General features: G+C 58.2%; 17 protein-coding genes and 1 pseudogene. 11 read left to right on the top strand and 7 right to left on the bottom strand.

The window, feature by feature from the left end; translation table 11 throughout:
* Positions 1-222 precede the first annotated feature (222 nt).
* The gene (gene fliE, locus ACJ8IL_RS02940; protein ID WP_025159836.1) at positions 223-537 is read left to right on the top strand and encodes a flagellar hook-basal body complex protein FliE; all 315 of its coding nucleotides are present in this window, start codon (positions 223-225) and stop codon (positions 535-537) included.
* Between the two features lie 77 nt (positions 538-614).
* Positions 615-818 (top strand): hypothetical protein, encoded by a 204-nt coding sequence (locus ACJ8IL_RS02935; protein ID WP_141998313.1) that lies wholly within the window; start codon positions 615-617, stop codon positions 816-818.
* Between the two features lie 174 nt (positions 819-992).
* Here ACJ8IL_RS02935 and ACJ8IL_RS02930 read toward each other — a convergent pair whose 3' ends face one another.
* Positions 993-1,592, bottom strand: a complete 600-nt coding sequence (locus ACJ8IL_RS02930; protein ID WP_025303246.1) for an FMN-dependent NADH-azoreductase — start codon at positions 1,590-1,592, stop codon at positions 993-995.
* Between the two features lie 128 nt (positions 1,593-1,720).
* Between ACJ8IL_RS02930 and ACJ8IL_RS02925 the strand changes: the two genes are divergently transcribed.
* Positions 1,721-2,650 (top strand): LysR family transcriptional regulator, encoded by a 930-nt coding sequence (locus tag ACJ8IL_RS02925; RefSeq protein ID WP_025303245.1) that lies wholly within the window; start codon positions 1,721-1,723, stop codon positions 2,648-2,650.
* A gap of 479 nt (positions 2,651-3,129) precedes the next feature.
* Here ACJ8IL_RS02925 and ACJ8IL_RS02920 read toward each other — a convergent pair whose 3' ends face one another.
* The 4 genes from ACJ8IL_RS02920 to fliD all read right to left on the bottom strand — a co-directional run bounded on the left by ACJ8IL_RS02920 (position 3,130) and on the right by fliD (position 6,510).
* Positions 3,130-3,990, bottom strand: coding sequence for a helix-turn-helix transcriptional regulator (locus ACJ8IL_RS02920; protein WP_025303244.1), 861 nt, complete (start codon positions 3,988-3,990; stop codon positions 3,130-3,132).
* Between the two features lie 308 nt (positions 3,991-4,298).
* Entirely contained in the window at positions 4,299-4,667 is a 369-nt protein-coding gene (gene fliT, locus ACJ8IL_RS02915) for a flagella biosynthesis regulatory protein FliT (protein WP_004934765.1), read from the bottom strand.
* On the bottom strand, positions 4,667-5,077 hold the full coding sequence (gene fliS, locus ACJ8IL_RS02910) for a flagellar export chaperone FliS (RefSeq protein ID WP_025303243.1): 411 nt from the start codon (positions 5,075-5,077) through the stop codon (positions 4,667-4,669). The genes fliT and fliS overlap by 1 nt, the downstream gene beginning before the upstream one ends.
* Positions 5,078-5,103: 26 nt before the next feature.
* Positions 5,104-6,510: a flagellar filament capping protein FliD gene (gene fliD / locus ACJ8IL_RS02905; protein WP_197835012.1), complete on the bottom strand. Its 1,407-nt coding sequence runs from the start codon at positions 6,508-6,510 to the stop codon at positions 5,104-5,106.
* Positions 6,511-6,791: 281 nt separating this feature from the next.
* Here fliD and ACJ8IL_RS02900 point away from each other — a divergent pair, with 281 nt between their 5' ends.
* The 7 genes from ACJ8IL_RS02900 (at position 6,792) to tcyN (ending at position 12,769) form a co-directional block, all read left to right on the top strand.
* A complete protein-coding gene (locus tag ACJ8IL_RS02900) occupies positions 6,792-7,847 on the top strand; it encodes a FliC/FljB family flagellin (RefSeq protein WP_442516329.1) in 1,056 nt (351 codons plus the stop codon).
* A 182-nt stretch (positions 7,848-8,029) separates the two neighbouring features.
* On the top strand, positions 8,030-8,752 hold the full coding sequence (locus ACJ8IL_RS02895; protein WP_004934752.1) for an RNA polymerase sigma factor FliA: 723 nt from the start codon (positions 8,030-8,032) through the stop codon (positions 8,750-8,752).
* 55 nt (positions 8,753-8,807) lie between these two features.
* Positions 8,808-9,317, top strand: coding sequence for a flagella biosynthesis regulatory protein FliZ (gene fliZ, locus ACJ8IL_RS02890; protein WP_025303240.1), 510 nt, complete (start codon positions 8,808-8,810; stop codon positions 9,315-9,317).
* A gap of 125 nt (positions 9,318-9,442) precedes the next feature.
* Entirely contained in the window at positions 9,443-10,435 is a 993-nt protein-coding gene (locus ACJ8IL_RS02885; protein WP_442516328.1) for a D-cysteine desulfhydrase, read from the top strand.
* 115 nt (positions 10,436-10,550) lie between these two features.
* Positions 10,551-11,351 (top strand): cystine ABC transporter substrate-binding protein, encoded by an 801-nt coding sequence (tcyJ, locus tag ACJ8IL_RS02880; protein WP_025303238.1) that lies wholly within the window; start codon positions 10,551-10,553, stop codon positions 11,349-11,351.
* Positions 11,351-12,013: a cystine ABC transporter permease gene (gene tcyL / locus ACJ8IL_RS02875; RefSeq protein ID WP_025303237.1), complete on the top strand. Its 663-nt coding sequence runs from the start codon at positions 11,351-11,353 to the stop codon at positions 12,011-12,013. Before tcyJ ends, tcyL begins: the two co-directional genes overlap by 1 nt.
* Before the next feature lie 3 nt (positions 12,014-12,016).
* Positions 12,017-12,769 carry an L-cystine ABC transporter ATP-binding protein TcyN gene (tcyN, locus tag ACJ8IL_RS02870; RefSeq protein WP_406903615.1) on the top strand — a complete coding sequence of 251 codons (753 nt, stop codon included), beginning with the start codon at positions 12,017-12,019 and terminating at the stop codon, positions 12,767-12,769.
* 29 nt (positions 12,770-12,798) lie between these two features.
* Here tcyN and ACJ8IL_RS02865 read toward each other — a convergent pair.
* Together ACJ8IL_RS02865 and putA are read right to left on the bottom strand one after the other, a co-directional pair.
* Positions 12,799-12,891 (bottom strand): annotated as a pseudogene (locus ACJ8IL_RS02865) (type II toxin-antitoxin system HicB family antitoxin); the annotation flags it as partial.
* A 200-nt stretch (positions 12,892-13,091) separates the two neighbouring features.
* Complete coding sequence (gene putA, locus ACJ8IL_RS02860; protein ID WP_025303235.1) at positions 13,092-17,063, bottom strand: trifunctional transcriptional regulator/proline dehydrogenase/L-glutamate gamma-semialdehyde dehydrogenase; 3,972 nt, start codon at positions 17,061-17,063, stop codon at positions 13,092-13,094.
* A 571-nt stretch (positions 17,064-17,634) separates the two neighbouring features.
* Between putA and putP the strand changes: the two genes are divergently transcribed.
* Positions 17,635-19,119: a sodium/proline symporter PutP gene (gene putP, locus ACJ8IL_RS02855; protein ID WP_033634960.1), complete on the top strand. Its 1,485-nt coding sequence runs from the start codon at positions 17,635-17,637 to the stop codon at positions 19,117-19,119.
* Positions 19,120-19,221 lie beyond the last annotated feature (102 nt).

Below are 19,221 nucleotides of genomic sequence, written 5' to 3'. Positions count from 1 at the left end.
GACAAAACAGACTCCCTGATACACATATCTTCTAAATAGCGGCGCTCCCATTTCTGGGCAGGCCATTATTCGCCTTATCAGACGATTCCGATTGCCCGATAAGCCGGGTTTTTTGCAGTTAATTAACCGCTTTAGGTCTGAAAACGCTGTGCTAGGGTGTGCATCATTGGAGAAGTGCAGGGTGAAAACGTTACCCGGCGAGACGAGATGATTGAGGATCAGATGGCGATTCAGGGCATTGAAGGGGTACTGCAGCAGATGCAGACCATGGCGGTTCAGGCCGGCAAGATGGGGCAGAATGCGGCGCCGCAGGGCGTCAGCTTCGCCAGCGAACTGACCGCGGCGCTCGGCAAGATCAGCGAGACCCAGCAAACGGCGCGCAAACAGGCGCAGGATTTCGAACTGGGCGTGCCGGGCATCAGCCTGAACGATGTGATGGTCGATCTGCAGAAATCGTCGGTGTCTTTACAGCTGGGCGTACAGGTGCGCAACAAGCTGGTGGCGGCCTACCAGGATATTATGAATATGCCGGTGTGATGAACGTGCCGATCATTTTTCAGTGAAATTTGGGTCGGCGCTGTTACCCTATAGCGACGGTCATTTATCGGGATAGGATGATGTACAAATCGCTGTATCTTGCTCTGGGTATCATGGCGTTGTCTGGATGCGCCGGGCAAAACGATGACTATTCATCGGCACAAAAAAACGCGGCTCATCAGGACGCCGGCAAAGAATGGAAAGCGTTTGTCGCGCCACTGTCGGTGAAAACGCAGTCGCCCGGCGAGCGAGAAATGAAACGCGCTGCCCGGCAATACTGAAGTCACGACTTCAGCCAATAGGCAAAAAAAAACCAGCTATCGAAATAGCTGGCTGAAGGTGCGATAAAACATTTATGTATGTGATATAGGAGCGTCGACGCCCGCTCGAAGTGGTGCCGACGCGGTTATCATATTTGTTATGTTATAACAAATCAATGCTGCTGTGCGTTTGCTTCAGCCTGCCAATTCTGCGATCCGCTCGCGGGCGTTCGCCAACCCCTGAGCGAGGCCGTGCGGTTTCATATCCAGCCCTTCGGCATAGATAAACTGCACGTCGCCGATCCCCATCAGCCCCATCACCGAGCGCAGGTACGGCGTCACGGCGTCAGTCGGCTGGCCGGCGTGTATGCCGCCGCGTGAACTGAATACCAGCGCATTGACGCCTTCTACCAGCCCCACTGGGTAAGTGGCGGTATAGTTGAACGTCACCCGGGCGCGGGCCACCAGATCGAACCAGTTTTTCAGCTGGGTTGGAACGTTGAGGTTATACATCGGCGCGCCGATCAGCAGCAGATCGCTCCCTTTCAGTTCGGCAATCAGCCGGTCGGAGAGCGCTACCGTCGCTTTGGCGCGTGGACTGATGTTTTCTGCGCCTCGCAGCGCATCGAACAGCTCGCCGTCCAATACCGGCAGATCCAAGGCCGTCAAATCGTGTTCGACGATCTGATCTTCATATCCTTTGGCCCGACGCGCCGCCAGATAGTGGTCAATCAGGTTATTGGTCTGCGAGTCGTTTCCCATAATGCTGGATTTGAGTACCAGTATTTTTTTCATGCTGTTGTCCTCTGACGGTAATCTGTGGTTTTCACCGGGACTCCGGAATAACTGCAGGTTACCATTGCCTGATTCTCACCAGTGGTGATAGATTTTCACTTGATTGATTCCAATTTGGAAGCATTAAGATGAAAAGCGATCTCAGCGCACTGCCGGCGTTTGTTGCCGTAGCGGAAGGCGGCAGTTTTGCCGCCGCCGCAGAAAAACTGCATCTGACACGTTCTGCGGTCAGCAAAATCGTGTCGCGTCTGGAGGCGCGGCTGGGCGTGATGTTGTTTATGCGCACGACGCGCAGCCTGAGCCTGACGGATGAAGGGGCGTTGTACTACGAGCACTGCCGGCAGGCGTTGGCGAACGTTCAGGCGGCGGAAAACCAGTTGGACAGTGGCAAGATGCAGGTCCGAGGCCGGCTCAGGATCTCGATGCCGGTGTTGTTCGGCCATCTGTGCATTGCACCCTTGATGACGGCACTGGCGAATGAGCATCCCTTACTGACGCTGGAAATTTCGTTCAACGACCGCAGGATCGATCTGATCGATGAGGGGTTCGATCTGGCGGTTCGCATCGGCGAACTGGCGGACAGCGGCAGTTTGGTTGCCCGGCGCTTGGGCGAACACGGCATGCTGCTGTGCGCCTCGCCCGACTACCTGCGGCGCAGTGGTGAACCGAGCACGCTGGACGCGTTAAGCCAACACCAGGCGGTGGGGTATCTGCACGCCGGCGCCGTGTTGCCCTGGCAACTTCGCGGCGAAAACGGTGAGCTGCAGTCGTTCAGGCCACCGGCCAAGATGATGATGGATGACATGCAGGGGATCGTCGATGCCGTTTCCGCCGGAGCCGGTATTGCCTGGCTGCCGGAGTGGCTGGTACGCGAGCGGCTGATGGCAGGGACGCTGGTGGAAATCATGCGCGGTGGATCCAGCCTCAGTTTTCCGGTGAATGCCGTGTGGCCCTATATGCCTTACCAGCCGCTCAAGGTGCGGCTGGCGGTGGAAAAACTGGTGGCGGAGCTACCGGGGAAATTGGCGCTTGTGGCACCACCGGTATTGCCGTGCTAATGGCCGGTGTCGCAACCGACAAGGAATGGGCGCTAATCTACCGAATAGAGGGGCGAAAACGGTGCTGTCAGGCTTATTGAATACGCAGGTGACCGTTTATTATAGCCTGATTAGTAGGGTTATTATTCGAGGCAGGTCAATGAGCACGAAAAGCGAATCCAGATGGCGTCTGATCAGTATTTTAATGCTGACGGTACTTGCCGTATTAATTGGCGTTCTGGTTAAACTGGACTGAAGTCTGACCAGGCGATAAAAAGCCTGGCCGTTTTATTGTGCGGCAAGTAAACGCATCATGTCTTCTTCATACAACAATACCAACAGCCACAGCCCCAACAACGTGATTGCTAGAGAAAATAATCGCTTTTCATTACGCATCATTTATTTCGCTCTTCGGCGGATGAACGTTGCGTAGCGTATCTCGGCGGTGTGACAATCGTTAGGGATCTGTGTCAAATAAAGCCATTTTGTTACGCGTCTATTTAGGTTTCTCCGGCGACCAGCGACTCAATGCCTTGAGAGCCGGGTTCCATAATCCTTTGATGACCGCGAATAGCGGTAGGGGCGAAACCGAAACGTTTGCGAAAACGTTCGGCGAAACGTGATGCGCTTTCATAGCCGACATGTTGCGCAATGGCGGAGATCGGCCAGTCGGTCGACTGCAGCAGGGCCAGCGCGCTACTCATGCGCACGTCGATCATCAGATTACGCAATGCGGTATTTTCCATCGACAGTTTGCGGCGCAGCATCACTTCACTCATCGACAGGCTCTCCGCCACTTTGGCCGCCGTCCAAATGCTGTGCGGATCGGTTGCCAGGCAGCGACGCACGCGTTGGGTGAGGTCTTTGGCTTCGTTGTGGATGAAGCGAATGCCGAACTGGGCCAGCCACAGCAGAATTTCCAGCATTTTGTGCCGCACGATGATGGTGGGAAACCGCTGCCGGAGCGCCAGCGCCAGGCTGGTCGTCTCAAAACTGTGCTTCAGGGCGCAAGGCAGGTTGCGCAGCGCCAGGACGGCATCGAACGGCATTGGCGTCGGCGCTTCCTCAGCCGGAGGCTGAATCGTGAGCAGCCGTGGATCGCAGGTCAGCAACTGGCAGCTGAAAACACCTTCTGCGGATGGGCCATTAATAATATCCACCGTTTGCCCCCCGTCGATAATCAACAGCTCGCCGGCATGAGCCACCACCTCGTGTTGTTGCCAGCGTACGCGCTTATGGCCTTGTTGTATCAGATACAGATGTGGTTGCTCAAAATAGACTGAAGGGAATAATAATTCAGTATGCTGAATGATGTGCGCTGAGGCGCCAATTCCTGGACAGAGATTAATTGTACGTTCCATCGATATTCATTTCGCAGCCATTATCTGAGAATATCTTTACGCTTTGATCCGCGTTGGAGCAACATTTTTCCATGGGCCGTGAAACACAGCGGCGTGTTTTATCTATCAAAAATCAATTTCCTGCTGAACAGAAAACGTCCGTGTCGGGATAATGTTTATCCATTAAAGTGAGAGCCAGGCTCGAAGCGCGCATTTTACCAATTACCCATAAACTGAATAATTCAAATGCCATAGATTAATATCCTAACGTAACCCGAGAGTAATAGCGCATAGTGCTATTTAATCCATTTTCGTCAGTATTGTCGATCTTATCGGACCTGTGGTTCCCCCAGCAACAGCGCACGATCATGAAACTGGCCGTAGGTATTGTTGACCACGTTCTGGCGCGTGGACTGTTCGATCAGCATCTTCAGCTCATCCATCCGCTGCTGTAACAGACGTTTGAGCTCGGTTTCGTTGTCGAGGATCTGTTGCAGCTTATTGCGCAGCATTTCCTGCAGCGCCATTGACGGGCCGGCTTGCCCGGTGAAGGCGGCGGTTTTTTCCACCGCCGTCACGTAAGCGAATTCGAGCTCGACGAGCTCCTCCCAGCGCCCGGTTTGCGCCAGCGCGATCATCTGGCTGCTCAGGCTATAAATTTGTTGATAAGCGGCTAACAGCTGCTGTTGACGTTCCATTACATGGCGTCCTGCGAAGGTTGGTAGTTAGGGCCAATCTGGCGCCAGGCGTCGGCGATGTTTTCCAGCAGTTTGACCACTTCGGCGATCGCCGCTTCGTCGTTGTGCAGGTTGGCCTGCATCAGCCGACGCTTCATATAGTCGTACAACGCCGCCAGGTTTTCGGCGATCTCGCCGCCCTGCTGAGGATCGAGGCCGCTTTTCAGACCGTTGTCGATGATGTTGATGGCTTTGGACAGCGCCATACCTTTGCCGGCGATATCGCCCTGGTTCATCAGGATGCGTGCGCGAAGCAGGGCGCTGAGCGCCCCGTCGAACAACATCACGATTAACTGGTGCGGGCTGGCGCTCATGGCGCCGCTTTCCAGACTGACCTGCGCATAGGCCTGAGTGCCGCTACGGTTATACATGCTGTTTTCTTTACCTTGTTAAAGGGTTACTTTGCGGAGAATTGCTGTTTTAAATAGTCACTCGTGCCACTCAATTTGGACATCATGGTGTCCAGTTGAACGAACTGCTGTTTATAGCGGTCGATGGTGCTTTGAATGCTGGCGGTGACCGTGGTGATCTGGCTGTTCAGGCGATCGAGGTTGGTGTTGATGCTCTTGGTCGAATTCTCGATGATGCCGCCGGATTTGATGTAGCTCTGGATCTCGTTGTGGATCTCGGTGGCCATACCGGTGTCTTTGCCGTTACCGGCGAAGAAGTTGCTGACCTGATCCGGCTTCTCATCCATCGCTTTCTTCAGCTTGGCGCTGTCGATTTCCAACTTGCCGGTTTTGGTGTTGGTGGTGATGCCCAGGTTGCCGATACCTTTCAGGTCCGGGTTATCCTGCGCGGCACTGAGGGCGCTTTTGATCGACGACTGAACGCCGCGCAGGGTGTTGTCGCCCAGCAGCGGGCCGTTGCTGGGGTTTGGCGCTTCGCCGGTTTTCACCGGGGTGAACTTGGACAACGCGTTGAAGGTGTCCAGCAACGCGTTATAGCCGTCGACCCACTCTTTGATCTTGTCGGTGGTGCCGGCGGTGTTGGTGCTGATCACCAGGTTTTGTGGCTCGGTGTCTTTGGTTTTGGTTTTCAGATCGATGGTGACGCCCTGCAGAGCATCGCTGATCGAGTTGGTGCTGCGTTTGATCTCCGTGCCGTTTACCACCAGCTCTGCATCCTGCGGCGCGACCGTCTGCTTCATGGCGGTGCTGGTGCCGCGGGTGGCGTTGTAGTTCAAAATATCGCCCAGTTGCTTGTCGTTATCGACCTGGAGGGAAATCTTGTTGTTTTCGCCGGTGGTGGAGGAGCTGATCGCCAGCTGATAGTCGTTGTCGCCGACGCGCATGATGCTGGCGGTGACGCCGGCCTTGGCGCCGTTGATGGCGTCGCGCAGCTCCAGCAGTGAGGTTTGATCGTCGCTGAGCGGGATCTTGGTTTCTTTCGGCGGGTTACCGGCGGTGATGGTCAGCGAGCGGTCGGTGGCACCTTCGGTGCCTAATTTAGCGCCCTGATCGCTGACTTTCGCCTGAGTGGTCAGGGTTTGTGCCTGTGCCAGTTTTTTCACTTCCACCACGTAGTTACCCGGCACCGCTTTGGCGTTGGTGGTGATCTTGAAGGCGTCGTGTTCGGTGGCGGTAGTGGCCTTGAAGAAATCCTCTTTCGCCATCTCTTTGCTGAGGTTGTCGAACTTTTCCAATGCGCCTTTCAACGTGCCGTAACCGGTCAGCTGGGCGTTATAGCTGGATTGCTTGGTGGTGTAGGGGGTCAGGCGCTGTTGTTCCGCTTTGGTCAGCTTATCCAGCAGGCCGTTGAGGTCGAGTCCTGAGCCGAGACCTAATGAACTGATCGTTGCCATGAGTAATTCTCCTTGATGATGACTTTATTCGCTTTACGCGTTATCGGCCCAGTGATGAAAAAGTTTACCGAAAAAAACAAAAAACCGATGGCGCAATAGAGGAGGGAAAAACCACGTTATTTCCGCCATTGCCGGCGGTGCAAAAAAAATTAAAAAAATTCTAAAGGTTGTTAGGGGAGAGCCGATACCTGAGGGGACGGTGGTTGACGCCGTGGGCAAATAAGCCCGAACCTTTTAACTGTGTTGCGAAGAACGCAACTGACTCGTAAGGAAAGCAAACAATGGCACAAGTAATTAACACTAACAGCCTGTCGCTGATGGCGCAGAACAACCTGAACAAATCTCAGTCTTCTCTGGGCACTGCGATTGAGCGTCTGTCTTCCGGTCTGCGTATCAACAGCGCGAAAGACGATGCTGCGGGTCAGGCGATCTCCAACCGTTTCACCGCGAACATCAAAGGCCTGACTCAGGCTTCCCGTAACGCCAACGACGGTATCTCCCTGGCGCAGACCACCGAAGGCGCACTGAACGAAGTTAACGACAACCTGCAGAACATCCGTCGTCTGACCGTACAGGCGCAGAACGGTTCTAACTCCAGCAGCGACCTGAAATCCATCCAGGACGAAATCACCGAGCGTATGTCGGAAATCAACCGTATCTCCGCGCAGACTGACTTCAACGGCGTGAAAGTGCTGAGCAGCGATCAGAAACTGACCATCCAGGTTGGCGCTAACGACGGTGAAACCATCGATATCGAACTGAAGAAAATTAATGCCGAAGAACTGGGCTTGAAAGACTTCAGCGTTGCTAAGGGTACTCCAGCATTCACTGACGTTGCAGACAAGACTGTAGTTGGTAAAAAAACCGATGGCGCTACCGATAAAGCTGTAGACATTGCTGGCTCTGCCGCTCTGAATAAAGACAATGTTCTGGTTACCGATGGTAAAGATGGTTACTTCGTACAGACCACTGCAGCTGATGGTACTAAAACATACGCTAAAGCAGAGATTGCTGATGATGGTAAAGTCACCAAAGGCGATGCAGCTAAATTTGATATGGCAACCGCAGATCCGTTAAAAACCCTGGACAAAGCGCTGGCACAGGTTGACGGCCTGCGTTCTTCCCTGGGTGCGGTACAGAACCGTTTCGATTCTGTTATCAACAACCTGAACAGCACCGTGAACAACCTGGCCGCTTCTCAGTCCCGTATCCAGGATGCTGACTACGCGACCGAAGTGTCCAACATGAGCCGTGCCAACATCCTGCAACAGGCTGGCACATCTGTTCTGGCACAGGCTAACCAGTCGACTCAGAACGTGCTGTCCCTGCTGCGTTAATCGTCTCTCCCGATTAACTGTCGCAAAGAAACCCCGCTTCGGCGGGGTTTTTTTATGCTCGCGCACCGCGCGGTTATTACATGGCGCAAATAAAGCCCGTTTTGTGCGACTGTTCAGCCGATTGGCATTTCGCCCCCTACGCATAATAGCGCTGACTCTCTTATCCGCAGGTTTAAGACATAGTGAGCGATCTGTATACCGCCGAAGGCGTGATGGACAAAAATTCTCTCTGGCTGCGCTACGTGCCGTTAGTGCGCCACGAGGCGTTGCGCCTGCAGGTCAGGCTGCCCGCCAGCGTGGAGCTTGACGACCTGCTGCAGGCCGGGGGAATCGGGCTATTGAACGCCGTTGAGCGTTATGACGCCCTACAGGGAACCGCCTTTACCACCTATGCGGTGCAGCGCATTCGCGGCGCGATGCTCGATGAGCTGCGCAGCCGCGACTGGGTGCCGCGCAGCGTGCGGCGCCATGCGCGCGAGGTCGCGCAGGTGATGCGGCAACTGGAACAGCGTTACGGCCGCCCGGCGAGCGAGACGGAAGTGGCGCAGACGCTGAATATCTCGCTGGATGAGTACCGTCAAATTCTGTTGGACACCAATAACAGCCAGCTTTTCTCCTACGACGAATGGCGCGAGGAGCATGGCGAGAACGCGGAACCGATGCTGGAAGGGCATGAAGAGGCCAACCCGCTGCATCACCTGTTGGAAGGCAGCCTGCGCCAACGAGTGATTGACGCCATCGAGGCGTTGCCGGAGCGCGAAAAAATGGTGCTGACGCTGTATTACCAGGAAGAGTTGAATCTCAAAGAGATCGGCGCCGTGCTGGACGTCGGGGAGTCCCGCGTCAGCCAACTGCACAGTCAGGCGATCAAACGGCTGCGTGCGCGGCTGGCGAACGATACCTGACGGCGACCCGCCGCCCCTCAACTCGATGACTCATGCGACAATCGGACTGCCCTTTATGCCAGGAATACTGTTGAAGAAACGGCCGCTTAGCCGTTACCTGAAAGACTACAAGCACAGCCAGACCCATTGCTCCCAGTGCGGCAAACTGTTGGACCGCATGGCGCTGGTGTTTCGCGGCAAGATTATCAATAAAGAAGCCATCGCGCGCATGGATCAGCCGATCGACGATGCGGTCTGGCAAAACGTGCAGCACGAGCTGACCGCGCTGTGCCGCTTTTGCAGCGAGATCTCCTGCAACAGCCACCCGAGCTATTTCGACATCATGGCGTTCAAGCAGTATCTGTTCGAACAGACCGAGATGAGCCACAGCACCATCCGTGAGTATGTAGTGCGGCTGCGCCGGCTGGACGAAATGCTGGTGGCGCGCAACTATCCGGCGGATAAATTCGCCAGCAGCGCCAGCCATCAGCGCATCATCGACGATCTGCCTACCGCGGCGCACAATAACTACCGCATTGCGCTGCGCAAATACGATCAGTATCTCGCCTGGCAGCGCAGCTACTGAGACTTTTCCCCGGCCGTTGGGCCGGGGCCTGCTGTTTCCCCCGTGATAAAGGATGATTATTCAGTTCACATCTGCTAAATCTATCGGTTATCAGATGTTGATATTCGATTCCCTGGGGGGAAGTAGTGAACCTGCAACAACAACTGGCGCAATTTCCGCGTCTGGATCTGGTTGGCACCGCCACACCGCTCGAAAAGCTGTCCCGTCTCTCCGATTACCTCGGCCGCGAAATCTACCTCAAACGTGACGATGTCACTCCAATGGCCATGGGTGGCAACAAGCTGAGAAAGCTCGAGTTTCTGGCCGCCGACGCGCTGCGACAAGGCGCCGATACGCTGGTCACCGCCGGCGCCATTCAATCCAACCACGTGCGCCAGACGGCGGCGGTGGCGGCGAAACTCGGCCTGCACTGCGTCGCGCTGCTGGAAAACCCTATCGACACCCGCGCGGAAAACTACCTGACCAACGGCAACCGCCTGTTGCTCGGCCTGTTCAACGCCGAGGTGGTGATGTGCGAAGCGCTGCACGATCCGCAGCAACAGCTGGCAGAACTGGCGACGCGCCTTGAGGCGCAGGGGTTCCGGCCTTACGTGGTGCCGGTGGGCGGTTCCAATGCCCTGGGCGCGCTGGGATATGTGCAGTGCGCATTGGAAATTGCCGAACAGAGCCAACGCAGCAACGTGGCGTTCAGTTCTGTGGTGGTGGCGTCCGGCAGCGCCGGCACTCACGCCGGGCTGGCGGTGGGGTTGCAACAGCTGCTGCCGGAAACCGAGTTGATCGGCGTGACGGTCTCGCGCACCGTGATCGATCAACTGCCGAAGGTGGAGCAGATCCAGAAAGCCCTGGCTTGTTCGCTGAATATCGACGAGCTGGCGCCGATCGCGCTGTGGGACGATTATTTCGCGCCGCAGTACGGCATGCCGAACGAAGAGGGCATGGCGGCGGTTCAGCTGCTGGCGCAGCAAGAGGGCGTGTTGCTGGATCCGGTATACACCGGCAAAGCGATGGCCGGTTTGATCGACGGCATTGCCCAGCGGCGCTTCCGCGATGAGGGCCCTATTCTGTTCGTTCACACCGGCGGTGCGCCGGCGCTGTTCGCCTACCATCCGGAGGTGTAAAAACCGCTTGTTATTCCATTTTGAACTATATTTATAAAGTTATATTCCTTTATGCGGGCGGTCGCACTGTTAAAGTGCTGATATCAAAAAAGATAAATAACACACAGGGGTGTTTATGATGTTTGCGAAAGTTCGTCGTCAATGGTTGTTGGGCGTGGTGGGTATTGCGTTGGCCGCCGGTGTGACGACTCAAACCTACGCCGCTGATAACCTGCTGCAGCAGGTGAAACAGCGCGGCACGCTGATCGTCGGGCTGGAAGGCACCTATCCGCCGTTCAGCTTCCAGGGTGAAGACGGCAAGTTGACCGGTTTTGAAGTGGATTTCGCCAACGCGCTGGCGGAACATCTGGGCGTGAAAGCCAAGCTGAACCCGACCAAGTGGGACGGCATGCTGGCGTCGTTGGACTCGAAACGTATCGACGTGGTCATCAACCAGGTGACGCTCTCCGATGAGCGCAAGAAGAAATATGACTTCTCCACTCCGTATACCGTTTCCGGTATTCAGGCGCTGGTGAAAAAGGGCAACGAAGGCACCATCACCAAGCCGGAAGACCTGAAGGGCAAGAAGGTCGGCGTTGGCCTGGGCACCAACTATGAGCAATGGCTGCGCGAGAACGTGCAGGGCGTAGACGTGCGCACCTACGACGACGATCCGACCAAGTATCAGGATCTGCGCGTTGGCCGCATCAACGCCATTCTGGTGGATCGCCTGGCGGCGCTGGATCTGGTGAAGAAAACCGGCGATACGCTGGCGGTAGCCGGCCCGGCGTTCTCTCGCCAGGAATCCGGCGTGGCGCTGCGCAAGAACAACCCAGAGCTGCTGGCCGCGATTGACCAGGCGATCGCCGAGATGCAAAAAGACGGCACGCTGGCGAAGATCTCCGAGAAATGGTTTGGCGCGGACGTAACTAAATAATGCACGAAAGTATTCAACTGGCGCTGGATTCAGCGCCATTTTTATTGAAGGGCGCAATACTGACGCTTCAGCTCAGCCTGGGCGGTATGGCGCTAGGCTTGTTACTCGGTTTTCTGCTGGCGCTGATGCGCCTTTCGCCGTTGTGGCCGCTGTCGTGGCTGTCGCGTATTTACGTGTCGCTGTTCCGCGGTACGCCGTTGATCGCCCAACTGTTTATGATCTATTACGGTCTGCCGCAGTTCGGCATCGAGTTCGATCCCTTCCCGGCGGCGCTGATTGGCCTGTCGCTCAATACCGCCGCTTACACCTCGGAAACGCTGCGTGCGGCGATTTCGTCGATCGACAAAGGGCAGTGGGAAGCCGCCGCCAGCATCGGCATGACCCGTTGGCAAACCCTGCGTCGGGTGATCTTGCCGCAGGCGGCGCGCACCGCCTTGCCGCCGCTGGGCAACAGCTTTATCGGCCTGGTGAAAGACACCTCGCTGGCCGCCACCATACAGGTGCCGGAACTGTTCCGCCAGGCGCAGCTGATCACCTCGCGCACGCTGGAAGTGTTCACCATGTACCTGGCGGCATCGCTGATTTATTGGGTGATGGCAACCCTGCTTTCCGCGCTGCAAAACCGTCTGGAAGCCCACGTTAATCGCCAGGATCAGGAGTAGCGCATGAGTGCCATTGAAGTTAAGCAATTGACCAAGCAGTTCAAGGGTCAGACGGTGCTGCATGGGATCGATCTGGCGGTGGACGCCGGCGAAGTGGTGGCGATCATCGGGCCGAGCGGTTCGGGGAAAACCACCTTGTTGCGCTGCATCAACCTGCTGGAGGAGCCGGATTCCGGCACCATTCGCGTCGGCGATATCCTGATCGACGGCAGCAAGCCGCTGAGCAAACAGAAAAATCAGGTGCGGGCGCTGCGTCAGCAGGTCGGTTTCGTGTTCCAGAACTTCAACCTGTTCCCGCACCGTTCGGTGCTGGAAAACATCATCGAAGGGCCGGTTATCGTTAAAGGCGAGGCGAAAGCCAGCGCGGAACAGCGCGCCCGCGCGTTGCTGGCCAAGGTGGGCCTGAGCGGCAAAGAGCAGGCTTATCCACGTCGACTGTCCGGCGGGCAGCAGCAGCGGGTGGCTATCGCGCGCGCGCTGGCGATGCAGCCGGAGGTGATTTTGTTCGATGAGCCGACGTCGGCGCTCGATCCCGAGCTGGTGGGGGAAGTGCTCAATACCATGCGCTCACTGGCGGAAGAGAAACGCACTATGGTGATCGTCACGCATGAGATGAGCTTCGCCCGCGACGTGGCCGACCGGGTTATCTTTATGGATCACGGCCGCATCGTCGAACAGGGCCCGGCCAAAGCGCTGTTCGCCAATCCGCAGCATCAGCGCACCCAGCAATTCCTCGACAAGTTCCGGAGTCAATAAGGCGTCGGGGGCGTTTCCCCCGACCGCATTCACTCCGCTTTCAACCATTCGTTTCGCGCGGCGGCGAGAAATCCGCTGCGGCTGCCGTATCCCGGATATTGCCGAACCCGAGAGTCAATGCGTCTCGTAGCGCTCTGACGCGGCTTTCAAACAGAATAATCCGTCTATGTTGTTATCGTCCAAGAGCGACGCCCCACCCTGTAAGGATAATAAGGCGCTAACGGCTGATCGGCCTGCGGACAATAAAAAACCCTGCACGAGTGCAGGGTTTGCGTAGCGGTGAGCCAATCAGGCGGCCATGCATGGCCGCCTTGGCGATGCGTTAACCGATGGTCATCAGGCTGGCGTTACCGCCGGCGGCGGCGGTGTTGACGCTCAGCGAACGTTCGATCAGCAGGCGTTCCAACAGGATGTTGGTTTCACCGTGGGCGAAGCCCTGCACCGAAACGATGGCGCCGCCGCGCTGCGCGATCTGCTCGCACAGGGTGCGCAGCTGGTCGGCATCGCCGTGGTAGATGGCGGCGTCGAACTCGACCTTATCCTGCTGCCAGTCTTTGCTGAAGGCGATGCGCGCCTGCACATCGTTCGGCAAGCGGCGGAACAGATTGCGCTGCAGTTCCGCTTCCGGCCACAGCACGCAGCTGCCAACCGCCAGCACGGCGGCCAGCTGGGTCAGCGCGTCGGTTTCGTTATCCGCCAGGCACAGCACGCGTTCACGCGGCAACAGGGCATAGGTATTGCGCTCGCCGGTTGGGCCCGGCAGCGGGCGTACGGTGCCGCCCTGGCCCAGTTCCGCATAGCGCTGCGCCAATGCCGCCAGTTCGCCGTGTTGGCTGGTGACCGCCCATTTCTCCAGCGATTGCAGCGCACCCAGCAGCTGCGGCCGTGCGGTGGCTTCCATCGGGCGCTCTTCGTCCTGACGGTGCAGCGTACGTTGCAGCGCGTCGTCCGGGCGGTTGGCCAGCAGACGGTACAGGTACAGCGGACCGCCGGCTTTCGGGCCGGTGCCTGACAGGCCTTCGCCGCCGAACGGCTGCACGCCGACCACTGCGCCGACCATGTTGCGGTTGACGTACAGGTTGCCGACCTTGGCACGTTCGGTCACCCGGGCGATGGTTTCATCGATACGGGTGTGAATGCCCAGCGTCAGGCCATAACCGGCGGCGTTGATCTGATCGACCAGCGCGTCCAGATTGTTGCGCTGGAAGCGCACCACGTGCAACACCGGGCCGAAGATCTCTTTCTGCAGCTCGTCGAAGCTGTCGAGCTCGATCAGCGTCGGCTTGATGAAGGTGCCGCGCGCCCACTCTTTCTCATCCTGCGCGCTGCCTTTGGCGGCCTGGTAGACCTTGCGGCCTTTGGCACGCATCGCTTGGATGTGGCGTTCGATGCCGGTTTTGGCTTCGGCGTCGATCACCGGGCCCACGTCGGTCGACAGGCGCTCCGGATTGCCCATGCGGCATTCGGCCATCGCGCCGCGCAGCATTTGCAGCGTGTGCTCGGCCACGTCTTCTTGAATGCACAGGATACGCAGCGCGGAGCAGCGTTGGCCGGCGCTGTCGAAGGCGGAGGCCACTACGTCAGTCACCACCTGCTCGGTCAGGGCGGAGGAGTCGACGATCATGGCGTTCAGGCCGCCGGTTTCGGCGATCAGCGGCGTCGGACGGCCTTGAGGATCCAGACGGCCGGCGATGCTGCGCTGCAGAATGCCGGCGACGTCGGTGGAGCCGGTAAACATCACGCCGCGGACGCGGGCGTCGTTAACCAGCGTCGAGCCGACGGTTTCACCCTGGCCCGGCAGCAGCTGCAGCACGCCTTGCGGAATGCCGGCTTCCAGCAGGATACGCACCGCCTGCGCGGCCACCAGCGGCGTTTGCTCGGCCGGTTTGGCCAGCACGCTGTTGCCCGCCGCCAGCGCGGCGGCGATTTGGCCGGTGAAGATCGCCAGCGGGAAGTTCCACGGGCTGATGCAGACCACCGGGCCCAGCGGGCGGTGGCTGTCGTTGGCGAAGTCGTCGCGCACCTGGCCGGCGTAGTAGTGCAGGAAGTCGACCGCTTCGCGCACTTCGGCGATGGCGTTGTTGAAGGTTTTACCCGCTTCGCGCACCAGAATGCCCAGCAGGCTTTGCAGCTGGCTTTCCATCAGTTCGGCGGCGCGTTCGAGGATCGCGGCGCGCTCCGTCGGCGGCGTAGCGAACCAGATTGGGCCGGCGGCCGCGGCGGCGTCGAGCGCACGGCTGACTTCGCCTTCGGTGGCTTCACGTACGTAGCCGACCACATCGCCTGGCTCTGCCGGGTTGATCACCGGCTGCTCGACGCCCTGATCCAACTCGGCATCGATGATAGGTTCCGCGCGCCATGGATGGCTGGCGCTGGTGAGCAGGGCACTGGAGAGTGAGGCCAGACGCTGTTCGTTGGACAGATCCAGGCCGCTGGAGTTGGTACGTTTCTCGCCATACAGCTCGCGCGGCAGCGGAATGCGCGGATGCGGTAGACCAATCTGGCCTTCGCTGGCCGCCAGCGCTTCCACGGCGCTGACCGGATCGGCCACCAGCTCGTCGAGCGGCAGGGTGGCGTCGGCGATGCGGTTGACGAACGAGGTGTTGGCGCCGTTTTCCAGCAGGCGGCGCACCAGGTAAGCCAGCAGCGTTTCATGGGTGCCGACCGGTGCATAGATGCGGCAAGGGCGGTTCAGTTTGCCGTCGGCCACTTTGCCCACTACCTGTTCGTACAACGGTTCACCCATGCCGTGCAGGCATTGGAACTCATACTGGCCAGGGTAGTAGTTATTGCCGGCCAGGTGATAGATGGCGCTCAGCGTATGGGCGTTGTGGGTCGCGAACTGCGGATAAATCAGGTTCGGCACCGACAGCAGCTTGCGGGCGCAGGCCAGGTAGGAAACGTCGGTGTACACCTTGCGGGTGTAAACCGGATAACCTTCCAGGCCATCCATTTGGGCGCGTTTGATTTCGCTGTCCCAGTAAGCGCCTTTCACCAGACGGATCATCAGGCGACGGCGGCTGCGTTGCGCCATGTCGATCACCGCGTCGATGGCGAACGGGCAACGTTTTTGGTAGGCCTGGATCACGAAGCCGATGCCGTTCCAGCCGGCCAACTGCGGCTCGAAGCACAGTTTCTCCAGCAGATCGAGCGAGATTTCCAGTCGGTCGGCCTCTTCGGCGTCGATGTTGATGCCGATATCATACTGGCGTGCCTGCAGGGTCAGCGACAGCAGGCGCGGGTAAAGCTCTTCCATCACGCGTTCGTACTGCGCGCGGCTGTAGCGCGGGTGCAGGGCGGACAATTTGATGGAGATGCCGGGGCCTTCATAGATGCCGCGGCCGTTGGAGGCTTTGCCGATGGCGTGGATCGCCTGCTGGTAGGAAACCAGGTAGGCCTGGGCGTCGGCCTCGGTCAGGGCGGCTTCGCCCAGCATGTCGTAGGAGTAGCGGAAACCTTTTTCTTCCAGCTTGCGCGCGTTGGCCAGCGCCTCGGCGATGGTTTCGCCGGTCACGAACTGTTCGCCCATCAGGCGCATCGCCATGTCCACGCCTTTGCGGATCAGCGGCTCGCCGCTCTTGCCGATAATGCGGTTCAGCGAGCGGGACAGATTGGCTTCGTTATGGGTCGACACCAGCTTGCCGGTGAACAGCAGGCCCCAGGTGGCGGCGTTGACGAACAGCGACGGGCTGCGCCCGAGGTGCGAATGCCAGTTGCCGTTGCTGATCTTGTCGCGGATCAGGGCATCGCGGGTCGGTTTGTCCGGAATGCGCAGCAGCGCTTCCGCCAGGCACATCAGCGCTACGCCTTCCTGCGAGGAGAGGGAGAACTCTTGCAGCAGGCCTTGCACCATGCCGGCGCGGCCGTTTGCACTTTTTTGGTTACGCAACTTCTCGGCGATGCCGTAGGCCATTTTGTGAGTAGCCTGAGCAAGATCGGCAGGTAATCGCGCCTGTTCGAGCAACATCGGCACCGCTTCGGTCTCCGGGCGACGATAGGCGGCGGTGATGGCGGCGCGGGTCACCGATTGCGGCAGAATTTGTTCGGCGAAATCGAGGAATGGCTGGTGTGACTCTTCCTGCGCTTGCGGCATAATGTCGTCCGCTTCAGGCTGGCCCGCAGCGGCCAGCGCTGGAATTTCAGGAATATCGGTACCGCTCTCGAGACGCTCGAGGTAATTAAAGATGGCCTGCTTGATGAGCCAGTGCGGCGTGCGATCGATGCGCTGCGCGGCGCTCTTGATCCGGTCGCGTGTTGCCTCGTCGAGTTTCACGCCCATTGTGGTAGTGCCCATGCCTATCCAACTCCTGTGTTTAGAACCTATCCCATCAGGCTAGACAAACAGCAGGCTGGAAAGCCTGTTGGGATAGGTTCGTGTGATGTGTGGTGTCAAGAATGCAGACAATATCCTGCATGTTGCAACTTTGTGCAACCTTGTTAAATCAGGCGGATGAACGAAGTGTGAGTTTCATCGATTTTTTAACACAGGCAGTTGGCACGAATGTTGCGTTATTGAGCGAACGCGGCGGGGTTTATTACGCCGCAGGCGCTTTACCTTGCGGTATATGAGGGTAATAGCAGGGTGCAACTCATTTTGTTTGTCGTGAGTGCAACCTTTGAGCCCGGTAAATGTGACGCAGGGTAAACTTTGTGTAACTTTGTTGTTAAATATCTTGTTGGTTGATGAAAGGCTCATCTAGGATAACCGACGGTCAACAATTACGGGCAGAAACTATTTTACCTGCACTTGCTCGCAGGCTGCGCCACGTTCCGGCGCGGCGGCCAGTGAAATGCATTGCGCGTGGGTTTACCGGCGCCGGCTTGGCCGGAGCGAAACGCGAATAATAATGAAAGTGGAGAATTAAATGACAATGAGCACACCTATGCTGGTGACCTTCCTGGTGTACATTTTCGGGATGGTGCTGATCGGCCTGCTTGCCTACCGGGCAACCAACAACTTTGATGACTATATTCTCGGCGGTCGCAGTTTGGGCAGCGTGGTGACCGCGCTGTCCGCCGGCGCTTCCGACATGAGCGGCTGGTTGCTGATGGGCCTGCCGGGCGCCATCTTCCTCTCCGGCATCTCCGAAAGCTGGATCGCCATCGGCCTGACCATTGGCGCTTACCTGAACTGGAAGCTGGTGGCAGGAAGGCTGCGCGTACATACCGAAGCCAACAACAACGCCCTGACGCTGCCGGACTATTTCACCAGCCGCTTTGAAGACAACAGCAAGTTGCTGCGGGTGATCTCGGCCATCGTCATCCTGGTGTTCTTCACCATTTACTGCGCCTCCGGCATCGTGGCCGGCGCGCGCCTGTTCGAAAGCACCTTCGGCATGAGCTACGAAACCGCCCTGTGGGCCGGCGCCGCAGCGACCATCCTCTACACCTTTATCGGCGGTTTCCTGGCGGTGAGCTGGACCGACACCGTGCAGGCCAGCCTGATGATTTTCGCGCTGATCCTGACGCCGGTGATCGTGATCTTCGCCGTCGGCGGCATCGATACCTCGATGCTGGTGATCCAGGCGCAAAACCCGGCCAACCTCGACATGCTGAAGGGGCTGAACTTCGTCGCCATCCTGTCGCTGCTGGGGTGGGGCCTGGGCTACTTCGGCCAGCCGCACATCCTCGCGCGTTTCATGGCAGCGGATTCTCACCGCACCATCCGCAGCGCGCGTCGCATCAGCATGACCTGGATGATCCTGTGCCTGGCCGGCACCATCGCCGTCGGTTTCTTCGGCATTGCTTACTTCGCCAACAACCCGGATCAAGCCGGTAACGTGTCGCAGAACGGCGAACGCGTGTTCATCGAACTGGCGATGCTGCTGTTTAACCCATGGGTAGCGGGCGTGCTGCTGTCGGCGATTCTGGCGGCGGTCATGAGTACCCTGAGCTGCCAGCTGCTGGTGTGCTCCAGCGCGATCACCGAAGACCTGTACAAGGCGTTCCTGCGTAAAGGTGCCAGCCAGCGCGAGCTGGTGTGGGTCGGCCGCGTGATGGTGCTGGTGGTGGCGTTGATCGCCATCGCGCTGGCGGCCAACCCGGAGAACCGCGTGCTGGGGCTGGTGAGCTACGCCTGGGCCGGTTTTGGCGCCGCCTTCGGCCCGGTTGTGCTGATTTCGGTGATGTGGTCGCGCATGACCCGCAACGGCGCGCTGGCCGGCATGCTGGTCGGTGCAGTGACGGTGATCGTCTGGAAACAATACGAATGGCTGGGCCTGTATGAAATCATCCCGGGCTTCATCCTGGGCTGCCTCGCCATCGTGGTGGTGAGCCTGATGGGCCGCCAGCCTTCCGCCACCATGACCGAGCGTTTCGATCAGGCGGAAGCCGAGTACAAAACGGTGTAACGCCGTTCGATGTCAGTCGGTAAGGGGCGCGCAGAGCGTCCCTTTTTTTTGCCTGTTCGCCACTGTCACTCAGCTGTAACACCTGGCGACATTTGATTAGAA

The sequence above is a fragment of the Serratia sp. CY47444 genome, from assembly GCF_052168635.1.
Lineage (GTDB): Bacteria > Pseudomonadota > Gammaproteobacteria > Enterobacterales > Enterobacteriaceae > Serratia > Serratia bockelmannii.
This window is presented reverse-complemented; position numbering and strand designations above follow the sequence as displayed.